The following is a 20474-nucleotide window of genomic DNA, read 5'->3' on the forward strand; positions in this document are numbered from 1 at the left end:
GTTAAGGGTGCCTTGACGCCACGCATAAAGAAATCCCCCTCCCCCAGTCTCCCCGGTCAAGGGATGGGCTAAGGAAGGAGGATTCTCCTGCGCAATACGCACTGTGCGGTGCTTTGGAACGCCTAGTGCTTGTGGTGTGCCTTCTTGCGCTGCTGGCGACGCTTCTTGAGCTCTTCTGCGCGCTGGTACTCGCGGTGCAGACGACGCTCGCGTGCCAGCTTACGCTGGAATGCCTGGGACTCGCGGTATTCCAAGTAAATGACGTCGTTGCTGAGCGCCTTGTAGATGGCGAACATCAAGCCAACAACAATAAAGAGGAATGGGAGTGCAGCCACAATAGTAACGTTTTGCAGGTTGGAGAGGGAGTTCTCATCAGCCAGCAGCAGGGTCAGACCAACAGCCGCGGTGGCAACGCCCCATGCTGCGGACAGCCATGGCTTGGCGTTGGATGTACCATTCTGAGACATCGAGCCCATAACGGTAGAAGCCGAGTCAGCGGAGGTAATAAAGAAGGTTGCGAGCAGGATAGCTGCAATGATGCCGGCGATGAAACCACCAGGCAGGTTGTGCAGCAAATTGAACAGCTCAACCTCAGAGGACTCGCCGGAGATGGAGTTGCCATTCTGCTCCATGTGGATTGCGGTACCGCCGAAGATGGCGAACCACACGGTGGAAAGGCCAGCCGGGATCAGCATGACGCCGATGCAGAATTCGCGGACGGAACGGCCACGGGAAATACGTGCCAGGAACATACCGACGAATGGGGACCAGGAGACCCACCATGCCCAGTAGAAGATGGTCCAGGAGGACAGCCACTCGCCTGCTTCGCCGTTGTTGGACTCAGCAGTACGGGAAATCATCTCGGTGAACGCATTCAGGTAGTTACCGATGGAGCCCGGAATCTGGTTCAGGATGGAAACAGTTGGGCCAAGGATGAACACGAAGATGGCAAGCAGTGCGGCCATAACCATGTTGGCGTTGGAGACATACTGAATGCCCTTGCCCACGCCGGACATTGCGGAAAGCAGGAAGGCCAGGGTCAGCACGAGGACGATGCCAACGACGACCTTCTGGGATGGGTTGTCGATGAGGCCGGAAGCCTGGATACCAGCCTGGATCTGGGTTGCACCGATACCCAGGGAACATGCGGTACCGAAAACGGTGGCGAAGATTGACAGGATATCGATAACTTTGCCAACCCAGCCATCAGCAGCGCGCTGGCCGATGAGCGGCACGAATGCCTGGCTCAGCAGCTGCTTGCGGCCAATACGGAAAGTCGAGTATGCAATTGCGAGACCAACGATGGCATAAACAGCCCATGGGTGCAGGGTCCAGTGGAACATCGCCGTAGCCATCGCAGTGCCGACTTCCTTCGGCTCATGGCCCGGAACACCGTTGAGGTAGTAGTTCAGCGGCTCAGAAGCACCGTAGAACATCAGGCCGATGCCCATGCCGGCTGCGAACATCATCGCGATCCAGGAAGGCGTAGAAAATTCAGGCTCTTCATCGATATGGCCCAAGCGGATGGTGCCGAACTTGGAGGCGGCGATGAAGATAACAAATACAACGAAAATCGTGCCGAAGAGGACGTAGGCCCAACCAAAGTCGTTAACAACGAAGCTCAGTGCATCGCTAGCAAAGTTTGCGAAGTTGGCCGGAGCAGCTAAGCCCCACGCAACGATGGCGGCAATGAGCACGCCAGCGATGCCGACGATGGTCCAGTCGATTGGAGCATCGTCATCGGCTGCTATTTCAATTTCAGGCTCGGTCATCTCGTGGGGAGCGAAGTCCTCATTGCCGAGCATGTCTTGCAGCTGACTCGTCGCAGATGCTGATTCCAGCTTCTCGTCGACGGTCTGGTACTCGTCGGAAGTTACTGCTGGCGAGTTTGAAGCAGCAACCGCACCTTCTTCCGTCTTAGGATTCTTATCTGGATTAGTCATACAACCCAGAATGTGTGAGTTATGCATGACGCGTCAACCTAGAAAGCGCTGCATAGAACCCCAAAGCCAGAATTTTGGCAGGTTATTTACATTCCCCAGACAGTTTAAAAGACGCAGTTGTTCAACATAAGCGGGCGTTTTTAGCACACGCTAGGTTTTGCCTATAACAATCCTGCAACAATCGCGGATTTATGCGTCTCGAGCCGCCAAATACGCGTCATAAAGATCGCGATTAGTTACTTCGGTTCCAGCTGCTGCTTCTTTACAAGCGTCTTTTGCGCGCAAGCCCGAGGAGACGAGTTCATGAACCCGCTCCACCAAGACCTCGACAGATGCAGGCTCACTCGCACCGCCTTCAATTACGACTGTGATCTCTCCCCTTGCATTGTCCACTGCCCACTGGGCTAATTCCCCAAGCGTTCCTCGCTTAATTTCTTCGTATGTCTTGGTCAACTCCCGGCACACTGCAGCCGAACGCTGAGCGCCGAGGATGTCGGCTGCGTCAGAAAGCGTTTGGGCCAAACGGTGGGGAGACTCAAAGAATACGATGGCTCGCTCCTGCCCCTTGAGGGACTCCAGCCATGTCTTGCGAGGCCCCGCCTTGCGCGGCGCAAAGGCATCAAAGAGGAAGTGGCCAACCCCAAGGCCGGAAAGGGCCAACGCCGTCGGTACAGCTGAGGGTCCGGGGAAACACGTGACAGGCACGCCAGCCTCCACCGCGGCTGCAACAATCGAGTGCCCGGGGTCAGAAACCAGCGGCATTCCTGCATCAGAAACCACCAGCACGGTGCCGGAACGAGCGGCATCGACTAGCGCCTGTGCCCGCTGCGATTCGTTATGGTCGAAGTTGGACACCACTTTGCCCTGAATCTCGATACCCAAAGCGGACGCCAAGTTACGTACTCGGCGGGTATCCTCCGCCGCTACAACGTCTGCTTCAGCCAGTGCTTGCATGAGACGTGCAGAGGCATCCCCAATATTGCCCAATGGTGTGGCGGCGACAATAACTCCACGGGGCAGCGGTTCCAGGCGAAAATTGGTATTCATGGTTCCTAGCTTTCCATAACTTGGGGTACAGACTCCCCAGTAACTTGGGGTACAGACTCCCCAGTTCGGGCTCGCATATCCTAAACTCTTCCAAGTGACTATTGCTACCGCCTCGACTAAAGCCCACGGTAAGCCGCTCGGCAAACACGCCATTACAGCGCCTCCTGCACCGATCGCCTACTCTTGGGGCAAACCAGATTGGATTAGCACGGCCGTAATCGGGGTTTTGGCTCTCATCACGCGTTTTGTGGGCCTGACCGCTCCGGTAGCTAATGGCACCCCGGTCTTCGACGAGAAACACTACGTACCACAAGCATGGGATATGGTGCGCAGCTGGGACAATCTCTTTATCGGTGGCATCGAATCGAACCCAGGTTATGGCCTCGTGGTCCACCCTCCTCTAGCAAAACAGATCATTGCATTGTCGGAGATGGTTTTTGGATACTCGCCTTGGGGCTGGCGTACGATGACGGCTCTTTTCGGTGTAGCCACCGTCTTGTTGACCATGGCACTGGCACGCCGTGTTTCCGGTTCTTGGCAAATTGCAGCGATAGCTGGGTTTATCGCAGTATGCGACGGCGTATTGCTCGTTTCCTCCAAGTTCGGAATGTTGGATATTTTCCAGGTTTTCTTCGTCGTCGCAGCTGCGTGGGCTTTGGCGCGAGACCATAACCAAATGCGCCAGCGCCTCCATGAAGCTTTCACCTCCGGAAACATGGGTACCTCCAAATTTGGCCCGCGTTTTGGTTTCCGTTGGTGGCGCTTTACCGCAGGCATCTTCTTGGGTCTTTCATTGGGCGTAAAGTGGTCCGGCCTGTACTACATCATGTTCTTTGGATTGCTCTCTGTTTTCAGCGATCTTGCTTTGCGACGCCGCTACGGTGTGCGCCGCTACGTCCTTGGTACCTTGGTGCGTGACACCCCGGCAGCACTCGCCTCGTTGGTTTTGGTCCCCGTCCTCATCTATGCATGGACTTGGCGTGCATGGTTTGCGTCCGAGACCTCCGTCTACCGTCATGCAAAGGTCGACGGCACTATTGAAGAAGGTTCGTGGCTGCTCAACTTGCCTGAACCAATCGCCGGTTGGTTCTACTACCACTCCTCTGTCTTGGAGTTCCACGCCTCGCTCACCAGCTCTAGCGGACACTCCCACCCTTGGGATTCCAAACCATGGGCATGGCTCGTTGCGGCTCGTCCGATTCTGTACTACTCCTCCACGGACCTGGAATGTGGCGACGGGGGTACATGCCGCAAGATGCTGTATCTCTTCGGTACGCCCGCTATTTGGTGGCTTGTCATTCCGGCAGTCTTCTGGGGCCTTTGGTCCCTACTGGTGCGCCGCAACCGCGCCTTCCTGATTCCACTGGTCGGTTTTGCTGCGGGCTTCCTTCCGTGGCTAGCTGCTTTCGACCGTCAGATGTACTTCTTCTATGCCACCGCATTCATCCCATTTGTCATCGTGCTCATTGCGCTGGCTTTAGGGCAGATGATCGGACACGGCAAACAATTGCAATGGCGCTGGCTCAAATCCTTGGCGGGCGGAGAAATCCGGACCGGCTCGTTCGTGGCGGTGTGCTACCTGGCGCTCGTGCTCGCGATGTTTATCTACTTCTCCCCAATCCTCTACGGCTACATCATCCCTGAGAACTGGTACCAATCTATGATGTGGCTCAACAATTGGACCTAGCAGTACTTCACGGCGAGTTAAGTATCCAACGCGAATAGCTTGTCCGCTTGTGGCGACGGAGTCTTAATTCGCGGCAACAGACTAGGAACAACACAAGAAGAAGGCGTGGTGTAGACCATGCCTTCTTCTTGGATCCTGCTGTACACAACCACGTTCATTGAGGCATCGTGCGCAGCGCTTGACGACGCCGCAGGCGCTCCCTTTACGCGCTAGTGCGAGGGGGACGGTGGGCTAATGCGGATCAGCGCCCAGCGAGCGCCAGAAGTCTCGTAGCACGTAACCCTTATCTGCTGCCCAAGCCCAGATCAAAGCCAGTGTGCTCAGGCCGGTAGCGAGGAGAATATAGACTTGGCTCATCACGGTCGTTCCTAGGGCAATGTCCCGCATGGTAAATCCGAAAAGGAACGCAAACATGGTAGCCACGACCGGCAGGGTCCCCGGGATCGAGGCTGGGCGCCAAGCCGCGAAGAGCAGACCGATTGCTAGGCCGAAACGTAGCGCTGCGCCTTCGATAAGCAAGCGGGCATGCTCTGGATCGGCGGAAGGCGAAAGCGTCCCTTCATCCCCTATTACAGCCAATCCCGAGGCACTCGCGACTACGACAATCGCCCATACAGCGAATACCAATCCGAGTGCGACAAGACCAACGCGGGCAACAGTCAACGCGGTTTGGCGCGCGCTCGATGCCCTATTCCATTCGGACTCAACACCCGCAATGATGACTTCGGAGAGGTCCTGCGGCGGTGCCATTCCTTCTGCCGATTCCACGAAGCTCAAAGAGCGAGACAGCGCGGCGGCCTTGTCACGAAATGCACGGCATTGGGCGCAACTCTCAACGTGGGTATCGACGACGTCGGCAGGCAACTGCGCCGGCTCCCCGTCAAGCTGCGCGGAAATCGCGGCTTGGACTTGCTCATGCGTCAACACGGCTCAACACCCCATCCAAGCTCGCGCGACCAGAACCGAAGACCACGACCATTAACAGGGAAACGATAAGTACCGCTGGGTACTCAAAGCCGCCGCCGGCCGCAAAAATTCCATTGCCAAGATGCACAAAGTAAAGCGCGCAAGCCATGAATAATGCCAGCGCACCGGCGACGAACGTGGTTAGAAGCCCCACCACCAGCAACGAGCCACCAACCATTTCGCCAATGGCGGCAATGTAGGCCGAAACATGTGGTTGTGGGATACCCATCGCAGAGAACTGACCTGTGGTTTCGTCCATCCCAGCGTAAAACATTTTGTCTACGCCGTGGGCTACGAAAACGAGACCTAGAACTGCGCGCAGAATAAGCAGCGCGGCATCGCGTACAGCAGGTCTATTCATGAGCATTACACTACCCTGGGACCCCCGGGTACTGGCGAATCAACCGCAGATTGGCAAGCAAAGGAACCTTTCAACCACTCGCGCAGTCCAATAGATCATGACTTACAAATCAGATATTCACACCGATGAAAGCACCATCATTGATAGTAACGTGGCGCCCATGACCAACCCTTTTGCGCGCGATGAAGAAGCCACAGCCCAGCCACCCACCCAATTTATCGACTTTTCTGCGGCACCATCGATGCCCAATCCAGCCTCCGAACCAGGTAACACAACGGGCAAGACCGGCCTTGTGTTTGATTCTGAAGGAGTGGGGCGCCCACCATGGGCCACAACGTCTGCACTACTGCGCGAATATTACGACACGGAATGGGGAATGCCTGTCCGCGATGAAGCCGGACTATTTGAGCGTTTGACCCTAGAAGGCTTCCAGTCGGGTCTCTCTTGGGCCACGGTATTGCGTAAGCGAGATGACTTCCGCATCGCATTTGCAGGCTTTAATCCTGATGCTGTCGCAGCTTTTGGCCCAGCAGAAGTGGAGAGGTTGCTCAATAATCCCAAAATCATCCGCAACCGCCGCAAGATCGAGGCTGCCATCAACAACGCCAACGCCACCATCAAACTCCGCGAAAAGGGTGGCCTGAGTGAATTCATCTGGAGCTTCATGCCCGAGGAGAATCTCTATCCCCGGTTCATGGAAGACATCCCTAAAACTAGTGAAAAGGCCAAGGAACTTTCCAAGGCCTTAAAGAAGGAGGGTTTCACTTTTGTTGGACCTGTGACCTGCCACGCGCTGATGGAAGCAATCGGTATGTTCGATGCCCATCTCATCGGTTCCCACCGCCGCGGTACCTCCGGCGTGTGGGATGACGTGGTTTAACTAACTCACGCGGCGCGATGCCAAGTCGTCACGGCGCTGACGATTGGTGGCGTGGGGTCCATCGAATCCATCAAACTCGTCATCGTCAAAATGCACGGGCAGGTGGTCAAAATCCGGGCTGTCGTCATCAATTTCCAGCACTACAGCGCCCGGACGGCGCAAATTGCGGGGGATTGCTAAGGCTTCATCCTCAGCGTTACGCACACCCAAACGAGCGCGGCGCAGATGGTAGACACGGCGCTGCAGCAGAGCTTGTTCCTGACGCACCTGGGTCCGAAGCGCTACCAAGTAGACGATGCTAGACAGGCCCGCGAGGGCCGCAAAGGTCCAGGTCCAACCGCCGAAAACAATGCCTAAAGCAACGGTGAATACGACAGCGACTGCCAAACCAATCAACGTACGCTGACGACGCTGGTAACGGTTGGCAGAAGCAGCCTTTTCAGCTACTGGATCCCAGCCGCCGCGACCTAGTCGGCGCTGTGCAAAAGCAACCTCGTCTGCCGAGAGATCTGTGTCCTCAGCGAGTTCAGATTCCTGCTCTTCCTCCGCTTCAATAGCATGCGGGATTTGGCTTACCTGCTCAGCGCTGTCCACCGCACCTGGGTACATCAAGTCCACCGGGGAGGTGTAAGTGGAATCAATTTCGTAGGCATCCTCCGCTACGTCCGCTACGGCAGGTGCGCTGAAGACCTCTGCTTCCTCAGCTTGGACGTCCTCTGCCACCTCTACGTCAGAGTCTTCTCCAGCCTTGGTTTCATCCTCGATGAGCAGGTCGTCCTCTTCCACGTCGTCGGCATCCTCAGCCGCTGCACCACCTTTGCTTCCGCTTTCGTGGTTGTCAGAATTTTGAGCTAGCTCAGATTGGTTCGAAGGCTCATCCTTAGTCTCTGCGGACCCAACGATCGTGACTTCGTTGTCATCCTCGACCAGCTCACCTTCGATCGTCTCAGGGGTGTGCTCAGCTTCCTCGCTAAGTGCGGACTGCGCAGCTTCAGCTTTGCCACCAAGCTGTGAACCTGGTTGACGCGGATGTGCCTTGGCCTTTGCGGCAGCCCCGGCGATGGTTACTGCTTCCGTTTCTTTGTCATCAACCACGGAGATGTCCGCAGCATCGATGACCTCGAAATCCTCATCGTCTGCCTCGCTCAAACGCACGTCGCGCTTGCCTAAGCGGGGACGGCGGCGGGCAGCAACATTTCCAGAATCGCCTTCGAACAAGACGCGGGTATCGTCAAAGGCCTCGCCAGTGTGGCTCATTGGGCGCTGCGATCGCAGCAACCACGGAGCCAAGACGAAGGCCCAGACCACAATGATGCCGATGATGGGCACAGCAATGGACACGGTAGAGGTGACCTTCCGTAGGGTGCAGAGTTTCCTCCCAACGTTAGCGCTTTTCACCACCAGTAGAGGTATCCAAACCAGTTAAATTACAATGTTGTGACTTGTGTGAAAACAGTGGCAAATTACACCCCACTAGGGCACTCAAACAACGCGTCCAGCTAAACGATGCGTCCAGCACTGCGCAGACGGTCGACCGCCGTGGTGGAGAAGTCTTCCCGATTCAAGGCCACAAAATGATGATCGCGCCATGCACCATTGATGTGCAGATTTCTCCGTAGATACCCTTCCTCACGAAAGCCGCACGCCTTCAGCACCTTCCCGGAGGCTGGATTATCCGGCAAGTACGTGGCTGTCACGCGATGCATTCCGACGCGCCGAAAAGCGTGATCCACGCCCAAGGCACACGCCGCAGTAGCAACACCCGCATGATGGACTGCCGAATGAACCCAGTATCCAATCCAGCACTCTCCAATACTCCCGTGCTGAATGTTCCCTAAAGTCACCTGTCCTACAAAATCCCCGTCTAGCTCAATAATCAAAGGCAACACGGAACCCGAGCGCGCAGATTCGCGTAAGAACATGAGATGGTTGCGCCATGCACTGTGCGAATGGGCATCGGCCCACGATGCTGGCATCGTCGGTTCGACTGGGCGCAAGTGTTCCTCATCGGCGATACGCTGAATGCGCCACGCTTCCCCGTCTTTGCGCATCAATGGACGCAGTCGCAGACGAGCGCCTTCCTCCAAGACAGCAGAGGGATGCAACTTCACGTATGGAGTGGACTCGGGCCACCCTGGGTGTTCAGGATCAGGCTGGCCGCTCGAGGGCCTGCGCAGCCGAGCCGCCGCAGTACCAAAAGGATCAAGCATGCTTAGCTTCGCTGCGTGAGAAACAAAACGTCGACCACATCACCAGGACGAATCTCCGTGGCTTCTTCCGGAATTCGGATCATCGCATTAGCTTCGGACAAACCAGCCAACAGGTGGGCAGGTGCACCAGACGCACCGCCCAAGCCCTCAACCAGGTAATCAGCGGTTTCTGCGTCGCGCATCAAGCGCGCACGAATAAACCCACGACGGCCCGGGCGGGACTCCATGTGATTGAGAGCTCGCGCCCGCACCACACGACGGGTTGCATTGCGTTTCCCCAGAGACAAACGAATCAATGGGCGCACAAACACTTCAAAGATGACGAGTGCTGAGACTGGATTCGAGGGCAGGAGGAACGTCGGGATACGCTCCTCGCCCAATAGGCCGAACCCCTGGACCGAACCGGGATGGATGGCCACACGAGAAGTATCAATATCTCCCAGTTCGTTGAGGACTTCACGCACAGTTTGGGAGCCGGCACCGCCGACGGCACCGGAAATCACGAGAACCTCACTGCGGCCAATATGGGTTTCCAGTGCCTCACGGATGCGGCGTGGCTCTCCCTCCGCAATTCCTACGCGGTGTACATCGGCGCCTGCCTCTTTCGCAGCAGCTGCCAAGGAATAAGAGTTAACGTCAAAGACTTGACCCAAGCCCGGCTCGCGGTCAATATCCACTAATTCCTTACCGAAAGACAAGATAGTTACGCGAGGTCGCGGATAAACCAAGACCTTTGAGCGCCCCACCGCAGCAAGGAGCCCAATCTGTGCTGGGCCAAGGATGGTTCCCGCCGAGACCGCAACGTCACCCGGCTGAATATCGTCGCCAACTCGACGTACGAAGTCACCAGAGCGAACTGGCCGGTGCGCGGTTACGCGTTTTCTTCCGCGGTCAGTCCATTCAAGGGGAAGAACGGCGTCGGCAAGCGTGGGCAATGGCGCGCCCGTATAGACCCGCACTGCTTGCTTAGGTTGCAGGCGCAGTGGCTGGCGAGAGCCCGCGGGGACCTCACCGACCACAGGAATAGAGCGCTCCACTTCTGCAGCGGACTCCTCTTCTTCCACGTCCTCCTCCGAGGAACGTCGTGCCCTCAGAGCGCGCTCGCCTCCAACGTCGACGGCACGCACTGCATAACCATCAATAGCCGCCTGAGGGAACCCGGGAAGCGGCTGATTAGCTTGCACTTCCTCGGCACACATCAACCCCAGTGAGTTTGCAATTGCAATACGCACTGGTTCCGGTGCCACCGCCGCATCAGTAATCAAAGCAAGCTGGTCATCTACCGAACGCATGGACTGCCGCCTTCCCTTCTCTGCCTACTGCCTTAGGCTAGTTGATACCCTTTTCCGCCTCATACTCGGCAATGATTTGCTTGATTGCCTTGTACAAAGCCGGGCCATACTTCTCATGGTGTAGGCCGAAGTCCACGTTGGCAGGAATGTATCCACCTGGGTTACCCAGGTCATGGCGCTTACCGCGGTGAACAACAACGTGAACCGGGTGGCCTTCCTGGATGAGCAGCTCGATTGCATCGGTCAGCTGCAGCTCCCCACCCTTGCCTGGCTTAATGCGGCGCAGGGCATCGAAGATCTTGCGGTCGAGAAGGTAGCGGCCAGTAGCTACGAGATTAGAGGGAGCATCCTCAGGTTCAGGTTTCTCCACCATTCCGACAACCTTCTTGACGCCGGGCACATTGGTGTCCTCAACGTCGAAGACTCCGTAGTTGTAGGTCTCTTCGCGGTCGACCTCAAATGCACATAGCACGGAGCCGCCTACGGCGGCGCGCACGCGTGCCATCTCTTCCATGACGGTTGCTGGGAGAACGATGTCATCAGGAAGCATGACTGCGAAGCATTCTTCGTCATCATCTAGCACCGATTCAGCCAAGCCCACTGCATGGCCGAGCCCCAACGGCTTTTCCTGCGGTACAGAAATCGGATGAATTAGCTGGCCGGCACGCTGCACCTTTGCCACCTGCTCATCTTTACCGCGTGCGTCGAGCGTCTCCACCAACTCTGGGAAGGCATCGAAGTGACGCATCACTTCCTGCTTATTCGGGGCGGTAATCACCGCAAGACGCAGAGCACCAACCGCCGCCGCTTCTTCCGCGATGAGCTCGATACCTGGTGTGTCCACTACGGGGAGCAATTCTTTCGGGACAGTCTTGGTCGCTGGCAAAAAGCGAGTGCCCAGGCCCGCAGCCGGCACTACAACTGTCTTGATCCCATGAAGGGAGCCCTCGTTGTTATTAGCCATAAGTTTGAGCTTACAGGCAGAGCATTTTCTTTCGTGCAGCGATACACCAGCAATTACTATTTGCTCTATGAGTGAGATAGCTACACAAAAAGACGCCCTTCGCGCAGAGCTGCTCGCTATGCGCCGTGCCCGTACTCCCGAGGAAAAAGCTGATGCCGACGCCGCATGGTGCCATGGTGCTGCCGCCTTGCTCACCCCCTCGATGAACATCGCGGCATACAACCCTTTGGGTTCTGAGCCCGGCGGCAGCGCATTTGTGGAAACCCTCGCGGCGGCGTGCAAACACCTTTACCTGCCCATTTCTGGCGATGACGGACACCTTTATTGGGCGCTTTATTCCGGTCCAGAGTCCATGCAGCCCGGCGCCTTAGGTATTGCCGAACCAAAAGGCAAGCGTTCCACCAGTTCCATCCTCGCTGGCGTTGACCTCATATTTGCCCCTGCAATGGCCGTGGATACTGAAGGCTACCGCCTAGGAAAAGGAGCCGGGTACTATGATCGAGCGCTTACTCCCCTCCCCACTGGCCGCCCGCCCGTCATAGCGGTCGTTCACTCCTCGGAGATCCGCAAGCTCCCCCGCGAAGACCATGACCGCCCAGTCGATGGCATTCTCACCGAACGGGATTTCCAGTGGCTATAGCTTCTTAACTTCTTGTTTTCTTAGCTTCTTACCCCTGCCTCACCTAGGCTTATTCCTGCCACGTTTGGAGCGCAGTTTGGGCGATTGGGAACCTCCAGGGCTTCAGCGGAGTCTAAAACCGTATGGAAGCCAAAACGATCCTTCGCTCAATTCGTACCCCTGGGCATCGACGATCACTGCTCGTTCGTCGCATACTCGCTGCCGTCCTCATTATCGGTGCGGGCCTCAGCGCCCTTCATGCTCGTCGCGAGCTTCCGCAGGCGGTAGTCTTTGCCCGAGACGTGCCGGCAGGCAGCGCCCTACAAGCAGAGGACCTCACGTTAGCTCCAGTGCCATCCCACATCCTGCCCGATTCTGCGGTTGACACGGACCTCGAAAAGTTGGAGGGCAGAGTAGTCGTTGCAGCGGCTGCAAGCGGCGAACTCGTCACCGACGCCAGGCTGCTGAGCCCAGAGCTTGTAGACAACTTAGTGAACAATTCCACGCTAAATACTTCCGGAGAGGAATCCCACATGATTCCGCTCAAACTCGCAGAACCGGATATCCTTCCGCATCTCCATCATGGAGACACAGTAAACGTCATCGCCGGAAACTCCAATTCCGAATTAACCGGCACCACATCCCCCGCTGGAAGCATCATCGCCGCTGGTGGTCGGGTTGTTGCCACCACTAGCTCGCGCGATGGCGAGGATGCCTCTACCCTTTTACTCGCACTCCCAGCCAGCCAGGCTGACGCAGTTGCTTCCGCCTCACTGAGCCAACCTCTCACGGTAGTCATCGTTGGGCAGCGTGCCACTGGATGAAAAAGCCACAGCGCTCACAAATAGATGTTGGCAAATCCACTAAAAATCACTAAGGTTAGTCCGCACTAGCCCCGCTGATAATAAACACAAACACTTGGCTCAGGAACTTCCACAGTGTCTTACAGGGGCGGGGCCACAAAGTGTTTTTAGGAAAGGAACACCAACACATGCTGAAGGGCTTTAAAGACTTCATCCTCCGCGGCAACGTCATCGAGCTGGCTGTCGCAGTCATCATCGGTAGCGCATTCACCGCTATCGTTACCGCTGTAACCGACAGCCTTATCCAGCCGTTGATCAACTCCTTCGGTTCTGCAGACTACTCCGGTCTTGGTTTCCAGATCACCGACAACGAGTCCACCTTCATGGACTTCGGTGCAGTCCTCACCGCGGCAATCAACTTCCTCATCATCGCCGCTGTTGTTTACTTCTTAATCGTTATGCCAATCAACAAGATCACTGAAGCAGCAAAGCTCCGCCAGGGCGTTGACCCAGAAGAGCCGGCTCCGACCACAGAGCAGCTGCTTACCGAGATTCGCGACCTCATGGAGGCGCAAAAGGCTGCAACTTCCCCGAACTCCGTAGCTGGCGACACCACCGTTGACCCAGACTCCACTGGCCGTCACCAGGCTTAATTCCGCGAGGAATTAATTGGCACTGTGGTTTCTTTTAAACCACCAAGGGGCTCCGCACCTTCCGTCATGGGAGGACGCGGAGCCCCTTTTTCATCTTCTTCTTTGAACGTGCTCTCGGGTCTTAATCTTGCCTTGTCCTTGTAGACCTGTCCGTCAAGGATTGAGCGTTTAACCCAAGGGGTCGGCTTGGAGACTTCACCTATTCCCCATAGTGCGGAGGAATCTGTTCACGATAGAACTGCTCATTGTGTGACTGTTCAGCCGGCTGTTCCTCGTCCAGAGTTACCTCGCGTGTGGCGTCCGAGCCGCGCTCATCCCCAGTTTCATCAAACGCGGAGACAAAGTCCGGACGATCTGCTGTGCGGTCATAGTCGCTCTCAGCACGGCGAACCACGCGGCGACGCTTGCCGGGTTGGACCATCTTAATCAGCTCCTCGCTGCTTATTGAACGCTATATTTCTGCAGCTGATCAATAAGGTGGTGGACCAACGGCGCAAGAGTAGCCATGCCGTCACGTACTGCCGCGCGAGAGGACGCAAGGTTCACGATGACCGTGGACCCCGAAACGCCGGAGATACCACGAGAGGTACACGCGTCTACAGCGCCACAAGCTTGGCCAGAGGAACGAAGCGCCTGAGCGATTCCAGGAACCATTTGGTCGAGCACCGAACGCGTAGCCTCAGGGGTCTTGTCACGTGGCCCAACGCCTGTGCCGCCAATCGTAAGGACCAAATCGACGCCACCTACAACGGCTGTCTCTATAACCTGCCGAATCTTGGACTTCTTCGAGCGGACAATGATTGAGCCATCAACCTGAAACTCAGCTTCCGCCAGCAACTCCCCGACCAAACGCGAGGTTTCCTCAGCGTGCCGCTCAGGATGATCAGTAACAATCACGACCAGTGCGCGGCGAGGAGCATTGAGGCCTTGCTCTTGCTCGCTCGCGAAGAGGAATGCATCATCTGGCTCAGCGACGTCCAAAAGCGCTCCAGTGGATTCCGGGACTTCAATGGCGCCAGTGTTGGTCTCGATATCAGCATCGTGTGCCAAAGTTGCTCCTTAAATAGGGCCGATATATCAAGGCGTCTTCTTGGAATACGTCTGAAATATGTTCTGTAGTTGTTAGATAACTTACTCCCCTGACAGGGTTACCTCTACCTGTCGGGAATCTTTGCCGTCTTCGCCGCTGACCTCAAGAGTGACCTTGGCGCCAAAGGCCTGCGAACGAGCTGCCGCGATGAGGGAATCCGAGTTATCGATTAGGCGATCATTGACACGGGTCACAAGATCACCCGCTTTCAGCCCCGCCTTCTCAGCTGGGCTATCTGGCTCGACTTCCACGATGCGAGCACCGTTACCACTGTCTCGCGCATCGACCTTCACACCCAGCGTTGGGTGCTTTACAGAACCGTTGTTGATAAGTTGCTCAGCCATGCGCTTGGCAAAGTTCGACGGGATAGCGAACCCCAAGCCAATAGATCCAGCCTCACTCGAGCCAGAATTGGACAAGGAGGCAATCATGGAATTCATTCCCACCAAATTGCCATTAATGTCCACGAGTGGGCCACCGGAGTTGCCGGGGTTGACCGCAGCGTCAGTTTGGATGGCGTCGACAAGCGAGCTCTCCCCGCCCCCTTGGGAGGCGCGAACCGGACGGTTCTTCGCGGAAACAATGCCGGAGGTCACCGTTGCGTTAAGACCCAGCGGGGAACCCACGGCCACGACTTCCTGGCCCACAGCCACGGCATCGGAGTCCCCGAACTCAAGGTATGGAAGACCTGAGACATCAGCGATTTTAACGATTGCTACGTCCGTATTGGCGTCCGAGGCAACAACTTCTGCGGCGTGCTTGCTGCCGTCATTCATCGTGACGCGCAGCTGGCCGCCGTTTTCAGCCCCAGCCACAACGTGGTGGTTGGTCAACACGTAGCCGTCAGGGGAGATGATCGAACCCGATCCCTCTGCGGCACCGCTTTGCCCATAGGCCTCAATCGAGACAACAGCTGGAAGAACCTTAGCGGCTACCGCCTCGACCGAGCCCTTTGCGGGCTCCTCGCCGGTGCTGTTTGCCACTGGCGCATTTTTGAGGACCTCGTTCACAGTGCTGGTGTCATTTTTATTGCTTCCACCCAGCGCAATGCCAGTAATGCTGCCAACGGCAACGGCGCCAGCGAGCATCAACGCCATCGCGGTACCGAGCCCCACCTTTTTCTTCTCCTTCGGTGGGCGTTGCTCGCCAATCAGAGTCACACCGTTGTCAGTCTCCCCCGCCGACATGCCTTGGTTGTAGAATCCTTGAGCTGGACTCTGTGCTTGGTTTGCGCCCGGGTTTCCAAATCCGCTGCGGTACGGCGATGCTCCTCGACCTTGGTTTCCATACATCTGACTGCCATTGCCTTGGCTGCCTTGCGGAGCCTGCGCGGTATTCCAGGCAGTGCCACCACCAGCACCATTGGCTGCACTCCCGCCTTGCGACTGCATGCCTGATGGGTGATTGCTCGGCGGGTGATTGTTCGGAGACGGGCTACCACCTTGCTGATTGCGCGGCTGGTTCCATCCAGCCGAATTAGAAAAGTAGTCATTGCCCAGCTGTTCGCCGCGCTGCCCCTGGCCCTCAGGCTCATTCATGTTCGAGTTCCTCATGTTCATATCCAGAATTGTGCCGTACCGTGCTGGAGTACATCTGTATCAACTCTGTAAGGCTACTAAGAATTCCTGAAAGAATCCTGCATATCGTGACCTGCACGGCTGGGCCGAAATGCATGCAAACGCCATCCAGAATATTAGCCCTGATTGAACCACCGTTCAGCGAAGATGGTGCCGCGATCCGAAGGTGAAGATTCCTCCTGCGCGAAGTCAGGCTCAGACAAGCTGTCAACAAAGGGGTCCCCCTCTCCTCGGTAGCCCGGAAGAGTTACCTCCATGCGGGTACCGCCATCGCTGGACTCCTTGATTTCAATGGCACCCTCGTGTCGCTCGATCACGGACTTCACAATGGCCAAACCAAGACCTGAGCCGGGCATAGAGCGAGCTTCGGCTGAACGATAGAAGCGCTCGAAGACCTTTTCTCGCTCCTCTGGCGGGATACCAGGACCTGAGTCATCCACGCGCAAACGGACTTCATGCTCACTGATCTGCTGCATGGATACGCGCACAGTTCCGGTGGCCGGCGACCACTTTGCGGCATTGTCCATCAGGTTCAAGGTCGCACGACCAAGAGCAAACGGGTCCCCCTCCAACACCCACGGGATAAACCGGACACGGAACTTCACGTCAGGGCGGCGTCGTCTAGCGCGCGCAAGCGAAGATTCCAGCACTTCCATCAGAGCGACCGGCTCCGGCGCTTTCTCATTGGCGTCCCCACGGGCCAAATCCACAAGATCACCGATGAGGGCAGAAAGCTCCGACATCTGCGACATCACGTCATCTTCAAGATCACGTCGATCTTTTTCGCTGATGCCGCATCCGCCGCCGGACTTGTTCATCATCAGGAGCAGCTCAATATTCGTACGCATCGACGTAAGCGGAGTCTTCAGCTCGTGACCAGCATCAGTGACGAACTGTCTCTGTTGAACACGCGACTGCTGGAGTGCTTCCAGCATCTGGTTAAAGGAGACGGTAAGCTGCGACATCTCGTCGTTGTTCACGACCTCAATTGGCCGTAGGTCGTTGGTCTGCGTAACGTAGTCCACCGCACGCTTGAGACGAGAGATAGGCTGCATACCGGTCTTTGAGGCCACCATGCCGGCAAAGGTAGCCAACAGAACACCCAGTGCAACGATCACCAACAACATCGAACCGATTGCAGAGATCAGCTCTTTAGTCTCCGCAAGATCGCGAGCTAGGACAACAGTTGAGTCCAAGTCGTGGCGGATGGCCAAGATGCGTTCGCCGCCAACGGTCCGAACGGAAGATTCGGTGTGATCATCAATTTTGCGGAACTCGCCGCCAACAGGAATCGCGTCACCGTAGGTAGAACTCCGAGATGGAGACGAAACTGCAACTCGCGTTGAGGGGTTGTATAGCTTGAATTGTGCAATTTCTTGATCAATTGTCTCGATGAAGCGCGGGTCCTGGCTTTGTTGGATCAAGACGTCGGCCTGCTGCGCAAGCTGCTTGTCGACGGTCGCCGTTAACGAGGTTGACACAGTCCAATAGGTCACCAGCGTCATTAAGGCAACAGACACAGCCACCACTAGGCCAGTAACGAGCGAAAGGCGCCACCGCAGTGGCGCCCGAGAAGCCCAACTTCCCCTACTCCCAGCAATCTCGGAGACTGGGGACGGTTGTTCTTGATCGGAAGCCTCCGCGCCTGGCGTGGGCTTCCTCAGAATCACGTTCTGTTCTCCCTAAGCACGTAACCGACGCCGCGCACGGTATGGATTAGGCGAGACTCACCGCCCCCTTCAGTCTTCTTACGCAAGTAGCCGATGTATACCTCGAGCGCATTTCCGGAGCTAGGGAAGTCATATCCCCACACCTCTTCGAGGATGGTGTTTCGTGAAAGAACCTTGCGGGGACTTTCCATCAACAGCTGCAGAAGCGCAAATTCCGTGCGGGTCAAAGAGATCGCACGCTCGCCACGTTTAACCTCGCGGGTATCTGCATTGAGATGCAGATCCTCAAAGGAGAGCTGGGTTTTGGATGCTGTCTTTACGCCAATCGAATTAGCAGCAGCGCGGCGAACCAAAGAACGCACGCGAGCCAAAAGCTCCTCAAGCGCAAAAGGCTTTGGCAGGTAATCATCAGCACCAGCATCGAGACCTGCGACACGGTCAGAGACACCATCGCGTGCTGTCAGAACCAAAATCGAACGGTCCCAGCCTTCGCTGCGCAGCGTACGGCACACCTCGAGCCCGTCCATGTTGGGCATCATTACGTCGAGGATCAAGAGCTCAGGGTTTTCACTACGAACGGTCTCGACAGCTTCAACACCATCGCTAGCAATCAGGACATCGTAGCCATTAAATCTGAGAGAACGCCGAAGCGATTCACGCACGGCTTGCTCATCATCTACGACAAGAATTTTCATAGATTTAATTATGAACTATTTTGTGGGATTCTCGAAACGTAGGCCATATGCTCCCCATACACTCCCGCAACGCAACGCAAGGTGATACCCCGCCTGAAGCGACGAAGAAAGGTCAGAGTAAATGGGCACAATAAAAGCCCGCACGATTTAGCATTTAATCTGCTAAATTGCGCGGGCTCGAAATTCAAAGTGTTCCTTTATATAGGATTACTCCAAATTAGAACTGCTCTACGTCAACCAGGCCGAGCTTTGCAGCCTTGACGAGACGACGCGGGATGCGCACGGTCTGGCCATCGATGATGACTTCCTGGAGGGCGACGTTGTCAGCCTTCCACTGGGAGCGGCGTGCACGGGTGTTCGCACGGGACATCTTGAACTTAGGAGTTGCCATTTTCTTCTATCCTCCTTACGCGTTCTTCTTCTTGCGACGAGCCATGGCACCGAAGCGCTGGTTGAACTTCTCAACGCGGCCTGCGGTATCCATAACGCGCTGTGCACCAGTCCAGAACGGGTGGGACTCAGCGGTCACGTCAACGACGATCAGCGGGTACTCGTTGCCATCTTCCCACTCAACAGTGCGGTCGGAAGTAGCAGTGGACTTGGTCAAGAACGAGTGGCCGGTACCGGCATCCTTGAAGACCACCGGGTGGTAATCCGGGTGGATATCCTTCTTCATATTTATTCCCTCAGGGTTGAAACTACGGGTCGGTTCTACGCTCTTTTGCCTGGCAAAGCCCTAAAACTTGCAACTTACTTACAGTAATCGGCGGCGCAGATCGTGCCCGAGTTGGGATGTGCAGATTAATAAACGGCGTCAACTCCTCCGCCCCTGCTGGGCGCAGACGTCGACAACTCGGAACATATTACACCCGACCAGCAACTTTCCCAAACCCCGGATCGTGTCCCCAAAACCGTGTCCCAAAAAGATGAAAACCGTGTCCTAAAAGAGATGTTGAAACGAGTGGAAACGATTCGGTGCTAACAACTAGTGAGTGTTACAAAGCCGATTATTCACATCAACCACACCCGTTAACAATGCTAAAGCCCAAGCTCCGAGCCGAAAGAAACTTCCGGTGCACCGCAAGCCGGTAGCCACAGGGGCGATTAGGTAATTTGCGCCTTGGGCTGTAAGATTTCCCCTTGCTGTTGTCAAAGTATACGTTTTACGCCCCGTCTACTGGTGTTTGACGGTCTTGCCCTCCAAGCTCAACCTCACTTTCCGAGCGCTGCGCCTCACCGCAGATAGGCATAACCGTCAGTAGCCACGATGTGGGCGGCTAGGAGAAAGAAGACCCATGTCGGCTATTTGCCAGGTAACGGGCCGCAAGCCGGAATTCGGCAAGCAGGTCTCGCACTCGCACCGCCGTACTTCGCGCCGTTGGAACCCCAATGTGCAGCGTCGTCGCTACTACCTGCCCTCCGAGGGCCGTACCATCACCCTGAATGTCTCTGCAAAAGGCATCAAGATCATTGACCGCGATGGCATCGAGTCCGTCGTCGCCAAGATTCGCGCACGTGGGGAGAAGATCTAAAGATGGCACGTAATGACATCCGTCCAATCATCAAGCTGAAGTCCACAGCGGGCACCGGTTACACCTACGTGACCCGTAAGAACAAGCGCAATAATCCGGATCGCATCTCTTTGATGAAGTTCGATCCGATCGTCCGCAAGCACGTCGAATTCCGCGAGGAGCGATAATCTATGGCTAAGAAGTCGAAGATCGCCAAGAACGAGCAGCGCAAGGAAATCGTCGCCCGCTACGCGGAGCGTCGCGCTGAGCTCAAGGCCATCATCAAGAACCCGAACACCCCGGACGAGGAGCGTCTGGATGCACAGTTCGAGCTGAACCGTCAGCCGCGCGATGCTTCCCGCTCCCGCATCCGTAACCGCGACGCAGCCGACGGCCGCCCACGTGGTTACCTCCGTAAGTTCGGCCTGTCCCGTGTCCGTATGCGCGGCATGGCTCACCGTGGTGAGCTGCCAGGCGTTCGTAAGTCCAGCTGGTAAAGGGGTAAT

Annotated in this window: 23 protein-coding genes; 8 read left to right on the forward strand and 15 right to left on the reverse strand. The window is 56.3% G+C overall.

Annotated elements, in window-relative coordinates; all coding sequences use genetic code 11:
- Nucleotides 1-122: 122 nt before the first annotated feature.
- Both HMPREF3153_RS03270 and rsmI read right to left on the reverse strand, forming a co-directional pair.
- On the reverse strand, nt 123-1943 hold the full coding sequence (locus HMPREF3153_RS03270) for a BCCT family transporter (protein ID WP_070420051.1): 1821 nt from the start codon (nt 1941-1943) through the stop codon (nt 123-125).
- Nucleotides 1944-2132: 189 nt separating this feature from the next.
- The gene (rsmI, locus tag HMPREF3153_RS03275) at nt 2133-2990 is read right to left on the reverse strand and encodes a 16S rRNA (cytidine(1402)-2'-O)-methyltransferase (RefSeq protein WP_070419998.1); all 858 of its coding nucleotides are present in this window, start codon (nt 2988-2990) and stop codon (nt 2133-2135) included.
- 100 nt (nt 2991-3090) lie between these two features.
- Here rsmI and HMPREF3153_RS03280 point away from each other — a divergent pair, with 100 nt between their 5' ends.
- Nucleotides 3091-4677 (forward strand): dolichyl-phosphate-mannose--protein mannosyltransferase, encoded by a 1587-nt coding sequence (locus HMPREF3153_RS03280; protein ID WP_168161714.1) that lies wholly within the window; start codon nt 3091-3093, stop codon nt 4675-4677.
- Between the two features lie 231 nt (nt 4678-4908).
- Here the strand turns inward: HMPREF3153_RS03280 and HMPREF3153_RS03285 are convergent, their stop codons facing one another.
- A complete protein-coding gene (locus tag HMPREF3153_RS03285) occupies nt 4909-5604 on the reverse strand; it encodes a zf-HC2 domain-containing protein (RefSeq protein WP_070420000.1) in 696 nt (231 codons plus the stop codon).
- Nucleotides 5591-6004 (reverse strand): DoxX family protein, encoded by a 414-nt coding sequence (locus HMPREF3153_RS03290; RefSeq protein WP_070420052.1) that lies wholly within the window; start codon nt 6002-6004, stop codon nt 5591-5593. The genes HMPREF3153_RS03285 and HMPREF3153_RS03290 overlap by 14 nt, the downstream gene beginning before the upstream one ends.
- 241 nt (nt 6005-6245) lie before the next feature.
- On the opposite strand from HMPREF3153_RS03290, the gene HMPREF3153_RS03295 reads away from it, so the two are divergent.
- Nucleotides 6246-6884 carry a DNA-3-methyladenine glycosylase I gene (locus HMPREF3153_RS03295; protein ID WP_070420053.1) on the forward strand — a complete coding sequence of 213 codons (639 nt, stop codon included), beginning with the start codon at nt 6246-6248 and terminating at the stop codon, nt 6882-6884.
- Here the strand turns inward: HMPREF3153_RS03295 and glpR are convergent, their stop codons facing one another.
- From glpR to HMPREF3153_RS03315, 4 genes are all read right to left on the reverse strand, one after another.
- Nucleotides 6885-8225: a divisome protein SepX/GlpR gene (gene glpR, locus HMPREF3153_RS03300; protein ID WP_070420001.1), complete on the reverse strand. Its 1341-nt coding sequence runs from the start codon at nt 8223-8225 to the stop codon at nt 6885-6887.
- 158 nt (nt 8226-8383) lie between these two features.
- Nucleotides 8384-9094: a GNAT family N-acetyltransferase gene (locus HMPREF3153_RS03305; RefSeq protein ID WP_070420002.1), complete on the reverse strand. Its 711-nt coding sequence runs from the start codon at nt 9092-9094 to the stop codon at nt 8384-8386.
- A gap of 2 nt (nt 9095-9096) precedes the next feature.
- Nucleotides 9097-10386: a molybdotransferase-like divisome protein Glp gene (glp, locus tag HMPREF3153_RS03310; RefSeq protein WP_070420003.1), complete on the reverse strand. Its 1290-nt coding sequence runs from the start codon at nt 10384-10386 to the stop codon at nt 9097-9099.
- Between the two features lie 37 nt (nt 10387-10423).
- Entirely contained in the window at nt 10424-11350 is a 927-nt protein-coding gene (locus tag HMPREF3153_RS03315; RefSeq protein WP_046646361.1) for a UTP--glucose-1-phosphate uridylyltransferase, read from the reverse strand.
- Nucleotides 11351-11417: 67 nt separating this feature from the next.
- Here HMPREF3153_RS03315 and HMPREF3153_RS03320 point away from each other — a divergent pair, with 67 nt between their 5' ends.
- The 3 genes from HMPREF3153_RS03320 (at nt 11418) to mscL (ending at nt 13425) form a co-directional block, all read left to right on the forward strand.
- Nucleotides 11418-11990, forward strand: a complete 573-nt coding sequence (locus HMPREF3153_RS03320) for a 5-formyltetrahydrofolate cyclo-ligase (protein ID WP_046646360.1) — start codon at nt 11418-11420, stop codon at nt 11988-11990.
- Nucleotides 11991-12112: 122 nt separating this feature from the next.
- Nucleotides 12113-12793: an SAF domain-containing protein gene (locus HMPREF3153_RS03325; RefSeq protein ID WP_070420004.1), complete on the forward strand. Its 681-nt coding sequence runs from the start codon at nt 12113-12115 to the stop codon at nt 12791-12793.
- 167 nt (nt 12794-12960) lie between these two features.
- On the forward strand, nt 12961-13425 hold the full coding sequence (mscL, locus tag HMPREF3153_RS03330) for a large-conductance mechanosensitive channel protein MscL (RefSeq protein WP_070420005.1): 465 nt from the start codon (nt 12961-12963) through the stop codon (nt 13423-13425).
- 199 nt (nt 13426-13624) lie between these two features.
- On the opposite strand, the gene HMPREF3153_RS03335 is transcribed toward mscL, so the two are convergent.
- The 7 genes from HMPREF3153_RS03335 to HMPREF3153_RS03365 all read right to left on the reverse strand — a co-directional run bounded on the left by HMPREF3153_RS03335 (nt 13625) and on the right by HMPREF3153_RS03365 (nt 19133).
- Complete coding sequence (locus HMPREF3153_RS03335; RefSeq protein ID WP_046646357.1) at nt 13625-13846, reverse strand: hypothetical protein; 222 nt, start codon at nt 13844-13846, stop codon at nt 13625-13627.
- Between the two features lie 20 nt (nt 13847-13866).
- Nucleotides 13867-14457 carry a MogA/MoaB family molybdenum cofactor biosynthesis protein gene (locus tag HMPREF3153_RS03340; RefSeq protein ID WP_046646401.1) on the reverse strand — a complete coding sequence of 197 codons (591 nt, stop codon included), beginning with the start codon at nt 14455-14457 and terminating at the stop codon, nt 13867-13869.
- A 99-nt stretch (nt 14458-14556) separates the two neighbouring features.
- Complete coding sequence (locus tag HMPREF3153_RS03345) at nt 14557-16053, reverse strand: S1C family serine protease (RefSeq protein WP_223197694.1); 1497 nt, start codon at nt 16051-16053, stop codon at nt 14557-14559.
- Between the two features lie 155 nt (nt 16054-16208).
- Nucleotides 16209-17762, reverse strand: a complete 1554-nt coding sequence (locus tag HMPREF3153_RS03350) for a HAMP domain-containing sensor histidine kinase (protein WP_070420006.1) — start codon at nt 17760-17762, stop codon at nt 16209-16211.
- Nucleotides 17759-18457 carry a response regulator transcription factor gene (locus HMPREF3153_RS03355; protein WP_005530146.1) on the reverse strand — a complete coding sequence of 233 codons (699 nt, stop codon included), beginning with the start codon at nt 18455-18457 and terminating at the stop codon, nt 17759-17761. The genes HMPREF3153_RS03350 and HMPREF3153_RS03355 overlap by 4 nt, the downstream gene beginning before the upstream one ends.
- A gap of 217 nt (nt 18458-18674) precedes the next feature.
- A complete protein-coding gene (gene rpmF / locus HMPREF3153_RS03360) occupies nt 18675-18848 on the reverse strand; it encodes a 50S ribosomal protein L32 (RefSeq protein WP_070420007.1) in 174 nt (57 codons plus the stop codon).
- A 15-nt stretch (nt 18849-18863) separates the two neighbouring features.
- Nucleotides 18864-19133, reverse strand: coding sequence for a type B 50S ribosomal protein L31 (locus HMPREF3153_RS03365; RefSeq protein ID WP_005530151.1), 270 nt, complete (start codon nt 19131-19133; stop codon nt 18864-18866).
- Nucleotides 19134-19752: 619 nt separating this feature from the next.
- On the opposite strand from HMPREF3153_RS03365, the gene rpmB reads away from it, so the two are divergent.
- Genes rpmB through rpsN form a run of 3 tightly spaced genes read left to right on the forward strand, consistent with a single transcriptional unit; the run spans nt 19753 to nt 20465 of the window.
- The gene (gene rpmB, locus HMPREF3153_RS03370) at nt 19753-19989 is read left to right on the forward strand and encodes a 50S ribosomal protein L28 (RefSeq protein WP_046646348.1); all 237 of its coding nucleotides are present in this window, start codon (nt 19753-19755) and stop codon (nt 19987-19989) included.
- Between the two features lie 2 nt (nt 19990-19991).
- Nucleotides 19992-20156 carry a 50S ribosomal protein L33 gene (gene rpmG / locus HMPREF3153_RS03375; RefSeq protein ID WP_005530156.1) on the forward strand — a complete coding sequence of 55 codons (165 nt, stop codon included), beginning with the start codon at nt 19992-19994 and terminating at the stop codon, nt 20154-20156.
- A gap of 3 nt (nt 20157-20159) precedes the next feature.
- Nucleotides 20160-20465 carry a 30S ribosomal protein S14 gene (gene rpsN / locus HMPREF3153_RS03380; RefSeq protein WP_005530158.1) on the forward strand — a complete coding sequence of 102 codons (306 nt, stop codon included), beginning with the start codon at nt 20160-20162 and terminating at the stop codon, nt 20463-20465.
- Nucleotides 20466-20474: the final 9 nt, after the last annotated feature.

Source organism: Corynebacterium sp. HMSC06C06, from assembly GCF_001807295.1.
In the GTDB taxonomy this organism is placed as follows: Bacteria; Actinomycetota; Actinomycetes; order Mycobacteriales; family Mycobacteriaceae; genus Corynebacterium; species Corynebacterium striatum.

Coding starts and splice junctions, on each gene's coding strand:
- HMPREF3153_RS03270 (WP_070420051.1), bottom strand. CDS start 1,943: ATGACTAATCCAGATAAGAATCCTAAGACGGAAGAAGGTGCGGTTGCT.
- rsmI (WP_070419998.1), bottom strand. CDS start 2,990: ATGAATACCAATTTTCGCCTGGAACCGCTGCCCCGTGGAGTTATTGTC.
- HMPREF3153_RS03290 (WP_070420052.1), bottom strand. CDS start 6,004: ATGAATAGACCTGCTGTACGCGATGCCGCGCTGCTTATTCTGCGCGCA.
- HMPREF3153_RS03295 (WP_070420053.1), top strand. CDS start 6,246: ATGCCCAATCCAGCCTCCGAACCAGGTAACACAACGGGCAAGACCGGC.
- HMPREF3153_RS03305 (WP_070420002.1), bottom strand. CDS start 9,094: ATGCTTGATCCTTTTGGTACTGCGGCGGCTCGGCTGCGCAGGCCCTCG.
- glp (WP_070420003.1), bottom strand. CDS start 10,386: ATGCGTTCGGTAGATGACCAGCTTGCTTTGATTACTGATGCGGCGGTG.
- HMPREF3153_RS03315 (WP_046646361.1), bottom strand. CDS start 11,350: ATGGCTAATAACAACGAGGGCTCCCTTCATGGGATCAAGACAGTTGTA.
- HMPREF3153_RS03320 (WP_046646360.1), top strand. CDS start 11,418: ATGAGTGAGATAGCTACACAAAAAGACGCCCTTCGCGCAGAGCTGCTC.
- HMPREF3153_RS03325 (WP_070420004.1), top strand. CDS start 12,113: ATGGAAGCCAAAACGATCCTTCGCTCAATTCGTACCCCTGGGCATCGA.
- mscL (WP_070420005.1), top strand. CDS start 12,961: ATGCTGAAGGGCTTTAAAGACTTCATCCTCCGCGGCAACGTCATCGAG.
- HMPREF3153_RS03335 (WP_046646357.1), bottom strand. CDS start 13,846: ATGGTCCAACCCGGCAAGCGTCGCCGCGTGGTTCGCCGTGCTGAGAGC.
- HMPREF3153_RS03345 (WP_223197694.1), bottom strand. CDS start 16,053: ATGAATGAGCCTGAGGGCCAGGGGCAGCGCGGCGAACAGCTGGGCAAT.
- HMPREF3153_RS03355 (WP_005530146.1), bottom strand. CDS start 18,457: ATGAAAATTCTTGTCGTAGATGATGAGCAAGCCGTGCGTGAATCGCTT.
- rpmF (WP_070420007.1), bottom strand. CDS start 18,848: ATGGCAACTCCTAAGTTCAAGATGTCCCGTGCGAACACCCGTGCACGC.
- HMPREF3153_RS03365 (WP_005530151.1), bottom strand. CDS start 19,133: ATGAAGAAGGATATCCACCCGGATTACCACCCGGTGGTCTTCAAGGAT.
- rpmB (WP_046646348.1), top strand. CDS start 19,753: ATGTCGGCTATTTGCCAGGTAACGGGCCGCAAGCCGGAATTCGGCAAG.
- rpmG (WP_005530156.1), top strand. CDS start 19,992: ATGGCACGTAATGACATCCGTCCAATCATCAAGCTGAAGTCCACAGCG.
- rpsN (WP_005530158.1), top strand. CDS start 20,160: ATGGCTAAGAAGTCGAAGATCGCCAAGAACGAGCAGCGCAAGGAAATC.